12 protein-coding genes and 2 pseudogenes are annotated in these 12,392 nt (G+C 68.7%); 6 read left to right on the forward strand and 8 right to left on the reverse strand.

Annotation, left to right across the window (positions count from 1 at the left end):
- Positions 1-184: hypothetical protein (locus tag ACH4SI_RS41900; RefSeq protein ID WP_398306289.1), on the reverse strand; the 184-nt coding region annotated here is incomplete at its 3' end.
- 321 nt (positions 185-505) lie between these two features.
- On the opposite strand from ACH4SI_RS41900, the gene ACH4SI_RS41905 reads away from it, so the two are divergent.
- Both ACH4SI_RS41905 and ACH4SI_RS41910 read left to right on the forward strand, forming a co-directional pair.
- Positions 506-1,057, forward strand: a complete 552-nt coding sequence (locus tag ACH4SI_RS41905) for a hypothetical protein (protein ID WP_398306292.1) — start codon at positions 506-508, stop codon at positions 1,055-1,057.
- A gap of 9 nt (positions 1,058-1,066) precedes the next feature.
- Entirely contained in the window at positions 1,067-1,708 is a 642-nt protein-coding gene (locus ACH4SI_RS41910; protein WP_398306295.1) for a hypothetical protein, read from the forward strand.
- A 178-nt stretch (positions 1,709-1,886) separates the two neighbouring features.
- On the opposite strand, the pseudogene ACH4SI_RS41915 reads toward ACH4SI_RS41910, so the two are convergent.
- Positions 1,887-2,054, reverse strand: a pseudogene (locus tag ACH4SI_RS41915) (type II toxin-antitoxin system YoeB family toxin).
- Positions 2,051-2,314, reverse strand: coding sequence for a type II toxin-antitoxin system Phd/YefM family antitoxin (locus ACH4SI_RS41920; protein WP_398306319.1), 264 nt, complete (start codon positions 2,312-2,314; stop codon positions 2,051-2,053). The pseudogene ACH4SI_RS41915 and the gene ACH4SI_RS41920 overlap by 4 nt, the downstream one beginning before the upstream one ends.
- A 146-nt stretch (positions 2,315-2,460) precedes the next feature.
- Between ACH4SI_RS41920 and ACH4SI_RS41925 the strand changes: the two genes are divergently transcribed.
- A complete protein-coding gene (locus ACH4SI_RS41925; RefSeq protein ID WP_398306298.1) occupies positions 2,461-3,525 on the forward strand; it encodes a LacI family DNA-binding transcriptional regulator in 1,065 nt (354 codons plus the stop codon).
- Here the strand turns inward: ACH4SI_RS41925 and ACH4SI_RS41930 are convergent.
- The 4 genes from ACH4SI_RS41930 to ACH4SI_RS41945 are packed head-to-tail and all read right to left on the reverse strand — an operon-like array spanning position 3,488 to position 8,173.
- Positions 3,488-4,885: a glycoside hydrolase family 32 protein gene (locus ACH4SI_RS41930; RefSeq protein ID WP_398306301.1), complete on the reverse strand. Its 1,398-nt coding sequence runs from the start codon at positions 4,883-4,885 to the stop codon at positions 3,488-3,490. The genes ACH4SI_RS41925 and ACH4SI_RS41930 overlap by 38 nt on opposite strands.
- A 5-nt stretch (positions 4,886-4,890) precedes the next feature.
- Positions 4,891-5,778: a carbohydrate ABC transporter permease gene (locus ACH4SI_RS41935; RefSeq protein ID WP_398306304.1), complete on the reverse strand. Its 888-nt coding sequence runs from the start codon at positions 5,776-5,778 to the stop codon at positions 4,891-4,893.
- A 14-nt stretch (positions 5,779-5,792) separates the two neighbouring features.
- Positions 5,793-6,767 carry a carbohydrate ABC transporter permease gene (locus ACH4SI_RS41940; protein ID WP_398306307.1) on the reverse strand — a complete coding sequence of 325 codons (975 nt, stop codon included), beginning with the start codon at positions 6,765-6,767 and terminating at the stop codon, positions 5,793-5,795.
- A complete protein-coding gene (locus tag ACH4SI_RS41945; protein ID WP_398306310.1) occupies positions 6,764-8,173 on the reverse strand; it encodes an extracellular solute-binding protein in 1,410 nt (469 codons plus the stop codon). The genes ACH4SI_RS41940 and ACH4SI_RS41945 overlap by 4 nt, the downstream gene beginning before the upstream one ends.
- Before the next feature lie 203 nt (positions 8,174-8,376).
- Here ACH4SI_RS41945 and ACH4SI_RS41950 point away from each other — a divergent pair, with 203 nt between their 5' ends.
- Positions 8,377-9,957 carry a glycoside hydrolase family 32 protein gene (locus ACH4SI_RS41950; protein ID WP_398306313.1) on the forward strand — a complete coding sequence of 527 codons (1,581 nt, stop codon included), beginning with the start codon at positions 8,377-8,379 and terminating at the stop codon, positions 9,955-9,957.
- Between the two features lie 125 nt (positions 9,958-10,082).
- Here ACH4SI_RS41950 and ACH4SI_RS41955 read toward each other — a convergent pair.
- Positions 10,083-10,316, reverse strand: a pseudogene (locus ACH4SI_RS41955) (methyltransferase domain-containing protein); the annotation flags it as partial.
- A 428-nt stretch (positions 10,317-10,744) separates the two neighbouring features.
- Between ACH4SI_RS41955 and ACH4SI_RS41960 the strand changes: the two are divergent.
- Complete coding sequence (locus ACH4SI_RS41960) at positions 10,745-12,169, forward strand: DUF6177 family protein (RefSeq protein WP_398306316.1); 1,425 nt, start codon at positions 10,745-10,747, stop codon at positions 12,167-12,169.
- 86 nt (positions 12,170-12,255) lie between these two features.
- Positions 12,256-12,392: DUF6507 family protein (locus ACH4SI_RS41965; protein WP_398306322.1), on the forward strand; the 137-nt coding region annotated here is incomplete at its 3' end.

Consider the following 12,392-nt stretch of genomic DNA (forward strand, 5'->3'; position numbering starts at 1 on the left):
CCCGCAGCAGTCCTTGCCCGAGGACCACCCCGCACACGAAAGGGCACCTGAGCGCGAGAAGGCCACGGTCGGGGGCGGCGCGGACCACCAGCCACGCGCCCACGCACACACCGGCGACGGCCCCTCCGCTCACCACGAGCCTGCCACCGGGCGGCACGGCGGCGGCCCCGGTGCCGGCGGGCACAACGGCCCCTCGACCGGCGGTCACGGTGACGGCCCCTCCGGCGGGCACGGCGACGGCCACAGCGCGGGCGGACACCACGGCCCGCCGACAGGCAGTCATGGCAGCGGACCTGACGCGCCCGCGCACGACGGGGCAAGCGGTGGTGACCACGACGGCCCTGGTACCGAAGGTAGCTCTGGGGACGGACCGGACGGCGGCAGCCACGACCCCTCCGACTGGTCCGACCGAGTCGGCGAGGGGGACCGCACCGCTCAAAAACCGACCGCCCCTATGAGCCCTGATCAAGAAGCTGCGGTCACTGACGCGCTCAAGCGTGCGAAAATGCCACCACAGGACCTGGAGCGTGCGCTCACACAGCTGCGCAAGAGCGGATACGGCGCGAGAATCGCCGAGCACATCGCTCAAGGAAGATTTGATAGTCTACCCGGCTATTATGGAAAAGAGGGTCTCCTCTTTCAGTGTAAGCAAAAGGGTATGCTTCCCGCTGTGCACCAGGCCATGGAGTTCGCCGCGGACCTCCAGAAACGCGGAGTGGACGACCTGGCCTTCGAGGAAAAGTTGCCAGATAAGGGACTGGATCTCGATGTCCTGGTCAAGTCAGGGGAGGACATCAAGTATGGGTGCCAGCTCAAGGACGTGGATCACGAGTCCGGCATCAGTTCCGCAGCAAAAAAGATCGCAAAGAAGGGGCTGGACGGCGCCATTTCAGGCCCCAAGGTCGCCATTTTGGATGTCCACGACACCAGGGCCGCCCTCACGGAAGCCACCGTCAAGGCAGTGGAGCACTTCGCGAAGAGGACCGAGGCAACTTTCGAGCTACGCTTTGACGATGGTTCTGTCACCATTCCACCCAACGGTCAAATCTACCCGTAAGGAGTCCGCATGCCTTTCTTGATGCGCGCACCCGAGGAATGTGCCTCCTGGGATTGGGACTTGGGCCACTTCGCGCCGCCCGGCCTGGAGTCCGCGTTGAGTACAGCGGCGCGCATGTCGGAGCTGCTGCGGGATCACGGCCTCTTGGAGCCGAGTCGGGTGGAATGGCGCTGGTTCGTCTACGGCGTCGGCGGTATCGGCATCAAGACGACGCTCCCTGTGACGGGGCGGCTCGACCCCGCCGACCTCGCCCAGCGAATTGAGCGGAGCCGGCCTTCGGGTTACCCGGATGCCCGGGTAGGAAATCTCACTGTGTCCGGACGGGGAACATGGTTCGACGCGGAGGGCGAGGAGCGGTACGAGCAGGATCTTATCGTATTGAGTGTCGATCCGGATGAATGCTATCTCTCGGCTGACGTAGCGGTTTTCCATGACATCTGGGGTCATTTCGACTTCAGGGGTTTTCCGCACCCGGAAATCCACAAGCGTAACGCACCCAGGCTCGCTGCGGCTCTTGGGGAACTCGATGCGCTTCTTGGGGTGACGGCGGTGGCGGGTGACGCAACCTACTTCGGACGCGCTGAAGGTCACGGCATCGAAATGCCCGACGTCATTGACGGGCGGGGCCCCGATCTCACGGACCGCCTGTAAACAGCGACCATTCCGTTTTGGTCGTCGTGTCGAAACCGTCCCCCTCGCACTGTTGGAGGGTGGCGTTCAGCTCCGCCCTGCCGGTTCCTGTCCGGGCCGGCTCGGGCGGAGATCAGGTCGGAAAGCAAGCCGACCACGTCTTGCCCCGTGGCCTGCCCCGCCATGGCGGAGCGCGTGGTCAGTAGTGGTACCGCGCCTGGACGATGATCAACTCGTTGTCGGTCGGCTTGTGCACGAGTCGGTGCGTGTCGTCGATCAGCTTGTTTATGCGCTTGATCATCTTGCGGTCGTTCTCGGCCCAGTAGGTGTAGTCCTCCTAGGCGTGCGACGTGAAGGAGATCCTCACGCATGCTCCGCGTCGGGGTCGATCAGCTCACGCTGCTGGGTCTGGCCGCCCTCGGCCTCGGCGATGGAGTCGAGGAGGCGGCGGGCGTTCTTGGGGGAGCGCAGGAGGTGCACCGTCTCCGTCCAGGAGGTGAAGTCCTCTTCGGACATCAGGACGGCGTTGCCCTTGCGGGAGGTGATGTGAACCGGGGCGTGGTCCTCGTTGACCTGCTCGATCAGTGGGAACAGGTTCTTGTGGCACAGGGCGCCGGTCGCGTGCACCGACTCGGGCAGCGTAAGCCGCGTCGCGAGCGCCTCGGAGGGGTGGGGCACATGCCTCACCGCGACCGTTCGGTCTGCGGCGCGGGCTCCGCAGCATCTTCCGCGGGTAGGCTGGCCTGATCAGGGAAATGCGGCGGGGACGAGGCATGGGCGGGGTCGACAAGACGCGGAGTGGCGGGGCTGAGCGGGCGACCTCGCGGGATGTCGCCCGGCTTGCCGGGGTGTCGCACACGGCCGTGTCCTTCGTCTTCAACGGGCGTGCCCGGGGCAACCTCTCCGCCGAGACGCAGGAGAAGATCCGCAAGGCAGCCGCGCAGCTCGGCTACCGGCCGAACGCCGTCGCCCGCGGCCTGCGCCGACGTCGTACCGCCGTGATCGGTCTGGTCACGGACGAGATCGCCACATCGCCGTTCGCCGGGCGGCTGCTGCGCGGGGCCATGGACACGGCCTGGAACAGTGAGCATCTGGTGCTCACCGTCGACTCCGGGCAGGACCCGGCCACCGAGGACGCGGCGGTCGCCGAACTGCTCGACCGGAGGGTCGACGGGATCATCTACGCCGCGCTGTCGTTGCGCCGCGCCCGAGTCCCCGACGGCCTGCACCGCACGTTCGCCGTGCTCGCCAACTGTTACGCCGAGGACGGCTCCCTCCCGGCCGTCATCCCCGCCGAGCGGGCCGGTGGCCGCAGCGCCGCGCGCGTCCTCCTCGACGCGGGCCACCGTCGTATTGCCCAGGTGGGCGGCCTGGACGACATCGCCACCGCGGAGCGCCTGCGTGGCTTCCGGGACGCGCTGCGGGCGGTGGGGCTCACCGCCGAGAAGGACTGGATCACGCGGACGGGAGGGGAGATCGCCGCCGGGTACGAGGGAGCGTTGCGGTTGCTGGACGGTGTTCCCGCTAACCGGCGGCCCACGGGGATCGTCTGTTACAACGACCGGGTCGCCGCGGGTGTCCTTCACGCCGCCGCGCGTCTGGGCCTCGACGTGCCCGCCGATCTGTCCGTCGTCGGCTACGACGACCAGGAGCACATGGCTGCTTTCCTCAGCCCGCCCCTCACCACGGTCGCTCTGCCGCACCGCGCGATGGGAGAAACGGCCGCCCGCCTGCTCCTGGACGCCATCGCCGGCGGGACCGCGCCGCCCGTCGCCACCCGGCGGCTGGAGTGCCCCGTCGTCATGCGGGGTTCGGTGGGACCAGCGCCCAACCCGTGACCTCGACGTCCCTCCCCGACACGGCCAGCTCCGGGACGTCGTCGTCCCGTCGGTACACCCGTTCCGTGGCCATCGCCCGGTCGCCCGCGAACAATTCCAGAAGGGAGCCGTCCACGAGGATCCGTACGGTGAGGGTCTCGCCCCGCCGGGCCGGCAGGACCAGGGGGGCCGTGCCGTCCGGGCGGGAGCGTGGCCAGGCCGTGCGGTTCAGGGTCACGGTGCCGGACGCCGGGTCGAGCCGCACGGTCAGTTCGCCTCCGGACGCGGCCCGCAACAGACTCAACGTCGCCGTCGACCGGGCGGTCACCAGCAGGTCGTACGAGAGGGGGAGCGGCCAGCGCGGTCCGGGTGTGGCCGTGAACGGGACGGCCGCTCGAAGCAGTTCGAGCTCCGCAGCCGGTACGACCCGCAACGTGCCGTCCTCGTGGGTGTCCACCACGCGTGGTGCCGTGAGAACTCCGGACCAGCCGGCGCGGTCCACCCCCTCACTCGGACGTGACTCCCAGGACCAGCCCCAGAGCAGGGCGCGGCCCGACTCCGTGTCCTGGAGGACGGAGGGGGCGTAGAAGTCGCGGCCGAGGTCCAGGGGGCCGCCCGTGCCGACTCGGAACCTCAACCCACCGTCTACCTCTTCCAGCAGATGCCCAGTCAGGTACGCCGTGTTCAGCGGGTCGCCGTCCCACAGCGCCACCGCCAGCACCCAGTTGCCCCTGGCGGTCTCCCACATCTGCGGGCATTCCCAGCCGATCGCCCGCGTACCGAAGGCGCGGGCCGCCGCCGCGTCGCGGCCGTCCAGCAGGACCCCGGCGAACCGCCACGTGTACAGGTCCTCACAGTCGTACACCAAAACGGACGGGGTGCCGTCGGCGTGGCCCGCGCCCACCAGCGCCCAGCGACGTCCGGCGAAGCGGAAGACGAAGGGGTCCCGGAACATCGTCACGTCCATGCCGGGTGGCGGACCGGCGACCACCGGCACCGGCAGTTGCTTCCACTCCTCCAGGCCATCGTCCTCGGCCACGGCGAGACAGATCGTGCTCAGGCCCTGGTGATCGCGGTCGATCCCGGAGTACACCGCTGTCGGTACACCACCGTCGTCCACCACGCAGCCGGACCAGCAGCCCGCTTCGTCCGGGCCGCCGGGCGTCGGCCGCAGGGCGATTCCGTGGTCGTCCCAGCGGGCGAGGTCGGGGCTGGAGGCGTGGCCCCAGTGGATGTTCGCGTGGACGGGGGCGTCGGGGTTGTGCTGGTAGAAGAGGTGGTAGCGACCGCCCCAGCGGAACGGCCCGTTCGGGTCGTTCATCCAGTTGGCCGGCGGGCGGACCCGGAAGCGCGGGCTCTGGGCGTCAGTCGACCGGCTCACGGAACTCAACGATTGACTCCTGCGGATGCGATGCCCTCGCGCAGAGGGCGCTGGCCGACGACGAACACGACGACCGCGGGGATCATGGAAAGGACGACTCCGGCGAGGACGACGGAGATCGAGCCGGTGCCGAGGTTGCCCTGGAGGGAGACCAGACCCAGCGGCAGCGTGAGGTTCTCGGTGGAGGTTTCGAGGATCAGCGGCCGGAAGAACTCGTTCCAGTGGTAGTTGAAGGCCAGTACGCCGACGATGGCGAGACCGGGGGCCGCCAAGGGGGCGTACACGGACCGGAAGACGCGCCACGGACCCGCGCCGTCGATCATCGCCGCCTCGCCCAGGTCCTTCGGCATGCCCAGGAAGTACTGGCGCATCAGGAAGGTGCCGAAGGCCGTCGGGAAGGCCGGGATGATGAGGCCGAGCAGGGTATCGGTCAGACCCATCGTCTTCAGTTCCAGGAAGACCGGGACGATCGTGACCTGCAAGGGCACCATCATCGTGGCCAGGACCAGCGCGAACAGCGGCTTTTTGAAGCGGAATTCGAGGCGGGCGAAGGCATAGCCCGCCAGGCCCGCAGTGATCATCTGGCCGACCGCGATCAGCGCGGTCACCAGGGTGGAGTTCAGCGCGTACAGCCAGACGTCGATCTGGTCGAAGACCCCGCGGTAGGCGTCGACGGTGGGGTCCGTGGGAATGATCTCCGGCGGCAGGTCGAAGGACTCCGCCGGTGTGCGCAGCGACGTGGACACCGTCCAGATGACCGGGCCGAGCGTCAACAGCGCGCACACCGCCAGGCCGGCGATCCGGGCCCAAGGCGCGAGGCCGTGCCGTACCCGCGACACGGCGGGGCTCGTGCGGGCACTCGACACAGAACCCGAGAGGGAACTCGTACTCATTCGACTCACCCGGCTCACTGGTAGTGGACATAGCGCCGGCTGAGCCGGAACTGGAGGGCGGTGACCGCCATGATCAGGACGAAGAGCAGGACACCCACGGCGGACGCCTCGCCGAAGCGGAGCTGCTCGAAGGCCGTCTCGTAGATGACCATCACGACCGTGCGGGTGGAGTCGCCGGGACCGCCGGCCGTGAGAACGTACGGCTGCTCGAATACCTGGAGGGCGTTGATGATGCCGACCACGGACGCCACGAGCAGCGTGGGCGACAGCAGCGGCAGGGTGAGGGCGAGGTGTTTGCGCAGACCGCTCGCGCCGTCCAGCGAGGCCGCCTCGTGCACCTCCTTCGGGATGTTGTTCAGGCCCCCGACGAACAGCAGGAACGAGAAGCCGAACTGCTGCCAGACGTATGCCAGGACCACGGCCGCCATCGCCCCGTTCTCCGAGGTCAGCCATGGGACCGAGGGGATGCCGGCCGTGCCCAGCAGCCAGTTCACGGGGCCGAAGTCCTGATTGAACAGGTACTTCATCACCACCGAGATGGACGCGGCGGAGAGCACCAGTGGGAAGAAGAACGCCGAACGGAAGACGGGCCGCAGCCACTTGGGCATCCGGCCGTTCACCGTGATCGCCAGCACGAGCGCGATGAGCAACTGCAGCGCGACCGCGAGCACCATGAAGACGAGGGTGTTGCGGAAGGAGACGAGGACCGTCGAATCGGTCAGGACATCGCGGTAGTTGGACACTCCTGCCCATCGGGGGTCCTCGATCACGTCCCACCGGAAGAGGCTGAGGACGACCGAGCCGACGATCGGTACGACCGTGAAGACGACGATGCCGACGACGGTGGGCGCGAGGAACAGTACGGCGAGCAGGCGGGTGCCCCGGCTGCGGGCGGTGGTGGCCGCGTGCTCGGACGCCTTACGGCTCTGAGGGGCCTTGTGGGTACGGACGGACTCGGGTCGTACGGGCCTGACCTCGGTGTTCGTCATACCTCACGCTCCATGGCCTTCTCCAGGTCCCCCTGTAGCCGTCGCAGCGCGGGACGCACCGCGCCGGGGCTCGCGAGGGCCGCTCCGGTGTGTTTGATCAGCAGCTGCTCGACTTCGTTGACCTGCGGCGGGGCTGGGATCGGGCCGGTGATGGGGATCTTGTCGAGGGTGTCGTAGAAGACCTGCCAGTGGGCCGGGCCGGTCTCCCGGTAGCGGGCCCCGTCGACCATGGAGCGGCGGGCCGGGGTGGTCTGGTTGGCTGCGAAGAGCTGGGTCATCACGTCCTTGCGGGCGGTGTACTTGATGAACTCCCAGGCCTCGTCCCGCATCTTCGACGTGCGCAGCAGCGCGTACCCTGCGGCGCCGAACTGGTGACGTCGCGTGCGCCAACGCGGGAAATACCGGACGTCGTAGTCGGTCGGTTTCATGCCCGCGAGGTGCAGGCCGCCCGCCCAGAAGCCGCCCGCGGGTGTGACGCCGACGCGGCCGGTGGAGAACACGCCGACGAGGTTCCGGCCGTCGCCGCCCTCCGGGCGGGTGCACAGGTCCTCCTGGATGAGGGAGGCGAGGTAGTCGTACACCTCCGCGACGCGGTCGGAGTCGGCCTGGGGTGTCGTCCATCGGTAGCCGCCGCCCCGGCCGCGCCGCTGCGCCTCGGGATAGAAGGAGTTCCAGAGCCAGTCACCCCCGGGGGCCTTGGACTCGGCGAGGAGATTGGTTCCGTTGGCGAAGAGCCAGGGGACCACTCCGCCCCACAGGCGGTTGGTCCAGAAGTAGGGCGTGAACCGGGCGCCGTTGCTGCGCTTCATCGCGCGCAGCAGCGTCGTGAAGTCGTCGCGGGTCCAGTCGCCGTCGGGGAGACCGGCGCCCGCCCGCTCCAGGACCCGGTTGTTGACGTACATGTCAGCCGCGTTGAACTCGACCGGCAGCTGGTAGAGGCTCCCCTCGTACATCATCGACTCGACCAGCGAGGGATGGACATCGGCGAAGTACGGGCGCAGCTCGGCCGCGTCCCGCTTCGCCCACCTGTCCAGCGGTACGCCGAGCCGGCCGGCGAAGAGCTGCACGCCCTCGGTGGCGACGTACACGAGGTCGGGTGCGGTGCCCGCGGCGATCTGGGTGAGGATCTTGGAGAAGAAGTCCGACCAGTCGGATGCCTGTACGGCGTTGATGCGGATCTTGATGTCGGGGTGGACCTCGCGGAACCCGTCGCGCAGGGTGCGTTGGGCCTCGGGGCTGAGGGCGGAGCCGAGGGTGGCGATGACGAGCGAGCCGTCGTCGCGACCGGGGATGTCGGCGCCGGTGAGGCGGTCCCAGCCGGCCGCGACGCCGGCGAGAGCGGCGGCTCCGGCGCCGTACGCCCCATAGCGCATCAGGTCCCGGCGGGAGAGGAGCGAGTCGGTCATGGGCGGGCCTAACTCGTGTTAGTAGCAGGTGGTTCCCTGATGATGAGAATCCCGTTACGGCCCTGTCAAGGGATGTGTGTGGTTGGGAAGTCGTTGAACGAACTGTGCGTGAAGGCTTGACCTTTAACGAGTTAGGTATACGGTCCGGTCCACATGAGGCACGTCCCGACGACGTCGGGGAAGGGAGCCGCACGATGCGTGGCATGTCGAGGAGTTCGCTGAATCCAAGTGGGACTCTGTCCAGGCGGTCGCTGCTGGCGGCCTCGGCCGCCGGCGCCGCCGGTGCTCTGCTGCCGGTCCCCGCGAGAGCTGCGGAGGCGGCGTCCGGCGAGGCTACGGCCGGGTGCGCGGGCAGCTACCGCGCCGAGTATCACTTCACGGTCCCCGACCAGTGGATGAACGACCCCCAACGCCCGATCTGGATCAACGGCGAGTACCACTACTACTACCTCTACAACCCCGACTACTCGACGGGCGGCACGTCGGCAGGCACCACCTGGCGCCTGGCCACCAGCACCGACCTCGTCTCCTTCACCGACAAGGGCGTCGCCGTGCCGAAGGACACCACCCCCAACGGCGATGTCTGGTCCGGTTCGGCGGTGGTCGACACGGACGGTACGGCGGGCTTCGGCACGGGCGCGGTGATCGTCATCGCCACCATGGCGCCCGACGACGTCAGCCAGGCGCAGTACCTGTACTACTCGACGGACGGCGGCCGCACCTTCACCAACCACGGCACCGCCCCGGTCCTCCCCAACCCCGGCGTACGGGACTTCCGCGACCCCAAGGTGATACGCGACGAGGAGCGCGGGCGGTGGGTGATGACGCTTGCCGAGAACGACAAAGTGGGCTTCTACCACTCCGCCGACCTCAAGGCGTGGACGTACGTCGGCGGCTTCATCAAGGGTGGCATCGGTGTCCTGGAGTGCCCCGACCTGTTCCGCATCAGGGCGGAGGACGGGGTCTGGAAGTGGGTACTGGGCGTCAGCGCCAATGGCAAGGGCTCCGGGCTGCCGAGCACGTTCGCGTACTGGATGGGCTCCTTCGACGGCACGACCTTCACCGCCGACGCATCCGATCCCCAGTGGCTGGACCACGGCTGGGACTGGTACGCGGCGGTCACCTTCGACAAACGCGACGCGAACGGGGCCCTGGACCCGGCCGCACGGTACGCGATCGGCTGGATGAACCACTGGGACTACGCGAGCACCACCCCCACGATCGAGTGCGACGGCTTCAACGGCACCGACTCGATCGTCCGCGAGGTGCGGCTGAGGCGTACGCCGTCGGGTACGTACTACCTGGCGTCCCAGCCGGTGGCGGCCCTGGGCGACCATGTGTCGCGTACGGTGAACCTCGGCGACATCACCGTCGACGGCACGCGACTGCTCGACTACACGGGTGCGGCGTACGACCTGACCTGCGAGATCACCTGGGATCAACTGGTAGGCGCCGGGCTCCAGTTGCGGCGGTCTCCGGACGGTGAGCGGCACATCGACGCGGGGATCTACGGCGGCTACGCCTTCGTCAACCGCGGTTACACCATCGGCCCCGACACCTCCGGCCGCTGGCAGGAGAGCCGTACGCCCTTCGACCCGTCCGCCCGCACGGTCCGCCTGCGCATCCTCGTCGACCGTTCGTCCATCGAGATGTTCGTCGGCGACGGCCGGTACGTGCACTCGACCGAGGTCTTCCCCCATCCGTCCGACACAGGGCTGGCGCTGTTCACGATCGACGGGCAGGCGGTGTTCCGCAACACCGTGATCCGGGAATTCACGGTCTGATCCGACGTGAGGTGGCCGGGGCGGACAAGGCTGCCGGTGGCGGCGCGCCGGGGCTCTCGTCCCGAGGCAAGTGAGACGTCTGCACTGCGGGAACGGGCACGAAGGGTCCACGTTGGTAGTCGTGACGGCAGGCGCCGCATGTCGGCGGCGGCCGTGCGCAGCGTCACCTTCTGGTGGGCGGCCTCTCGGGCGGCACGAGCGGCGGCGCGGGGGCTGAGGTCCGTTCCGGTGACGCGGTGCCCGTGCAGCGCGAGGCCGATGGCCTGCGTGCTGATGCCGCAAGAGCCGTCCAGCACCGAGGCGCGGTCCTGACCTTCGGCCAGTTCGTCGTAGAAGTGCGCCACCGAGGTATCGGGCATGGCCCACGGCTACTGTGTCGGCTCCTAGGGAGGCGCTGGAAGCGCTGGTCACCTCATGCTCGCTTGCAGCCTTCGCTGACGGTGTTGCCATCATTTCTCGCGACGCGCATGCGCGTCGCCCGGGCAGTTGCGCAACCGGTCAGCCTGCGACTGGCTCGCCGCGCAGACGCTGGGCCCCGCATGGGGTGGCGCGCCGGGTCCGCCCCATGGCCTCACCTGCGGATGCGCCTTTTGGGTTCCCCTTCTTGACGGGCTGTGACCTATGGTGGACAGACATGGGGCTCCGGGGGAGGCACCGCTCCGGGAGAAAGCGTCAGTGCATGCGGTGCGGTTTCGTGACCGAGGGGCGGGCGCATGAAGGCCGTCGCGAGCGGCATCGGCTTCCGCGTCCCTTGGCCCGGACAGTTCGAGAGCCACGGGGCGGCATCATGACGAAGGACGTCGTTGCCCTCACCCTGCAGTTGCCGGATCCGCGGACCATTGCGGCCTGTCTGCTGTCGGGAGGACCTGATCTGCGGTTGCAGACCCTGGGCGAGGGTGCTGTGGTGCAACTGGCCGATGGCGAGGGGCATCCGCTGGTCTCTATCGAGTCCCCGATGCTGCTGGCCGTGCCGCACGAAGCGCGGCGGCTTCTGGGTGTGCCGGCGGATCAGCTGGGCGAGTCGGTGTGGTGGACGGAAGTGCGTGCGACGGCTGCCACGGACCAGGCACAGCGCCTTGCCTCAGTGGCGGCCGGGCGCCTGGTCGCCCTGTTGGGCGGTGTGCTGTGGCCGTCGGAGGCCGTGGAGGAGGGGATCGGTGTCGTCGACACCCACGGCGTTCAGGTGCCTCCCGCGCCGCATCCCGAACAGCCGGCGGTGGATGTCCTGACCGACACCGCGGCCGTCCTTTTTCAGGATCGTCCGGTTCTCGCGCTGTCCTCGTGGTTCGGTAATGCGCTGCTCTCCGCTGCGGCGGAGGAGCGCCGCGTGCAGGTCGTCACCCCGCCCCATACGCTGCTGACGCTCCCCGCCCGCCTCGCCCTGGCGGAAGTTGAGGGGCGTTGGGTGGTGCGTGAGGAGACCGGGGGCTACTACGACGGTCTGACCGGGGCGGTGCTGCGCTGGCAGGGCGATTCCTTCGTCCCCGTCCCGGGCAGCTCGCGGGAGACCGGTGGAACAGGCACGGCGGCGGCTTTCGTCCCGGTGCCCAACCCGGATGAGCGTCAGCTGCTGCTGTCCGTCCGTACCTGCCACCGGGCTGACGAACACCTGTTGCTGGGCGGAGCGCTGGAGGCTGCCTGGCAGCATCTGACCGGGGCCGCCGCTCCGGCCGCCTGGGGCACGGCCGAGCCGGCCGGCCTGCCGTGGTCCCGGCGTAACCTCACCGACTTCGCGCGGGAACGCGCCCCCCGGCCGACCAGACTGGTGGTCGTGGGCGCGCCCGATCGCCCGGCTATCGCTGCCACGAACATCCTGCGCACTACGGACGGCGTGGAGGAGGACATCAACCTCGGGGTCGGCTACGGCAAGGGTGAGGAGCCGCCCTTTGACGCGCTCGCCGGTCTCGCCGATGACCTGGCCTCCCATCATGGTCTTCGCTCGGCTCTCGTTCATGTGCGGACCGGGCGGCGGGATGTGAACGCTCCGGCGAGTTTCGAGACGCCGCCCATCCCGCTCGCGCTGGCGCTCGGCGCGGAGGAGGTCCGAAGGACCGGTGTGGGGGTTGGGAAGGTGCCGGTTCCCCAGCCGCCGCGGGCTATTGGAGCGCGACGCAGCCCAGGCAGGTACTTCAGTTTGGGAGAGGCCGACTCCCCGTCCAACTGGGCGGCGTTGCGTTCCCTTCTGGGGCATCTGCGCGGCCAGGACGCATAGCGCGAAGGACCTTTCACAGCAGACATGAGTGGCATAAGGGGAGCACGTTCGACCCGGCGTGCTCCGGGAGGGGAATCGCGGGGATCATGGCGAAGTGGAACATCGATCCGGCGGGCGTGGGCCGCATTGTCGGGGAAGCCGGACGCACAGCCTCGCATTTCGAGGGCGAGCTCAAGTCCATCAGCTCTCATCTGGAGAGCGCGATGAAGGCGGCCGGGACGCT

The organism is Streptomyces sp. NPDC021212, assembly GCF_044332925.1.
Classification (GTDB): Bacteria; Actinomycetota; Actinomycetes; order Streptomycetales; family Streptomycetaceae; genus Streptomyces.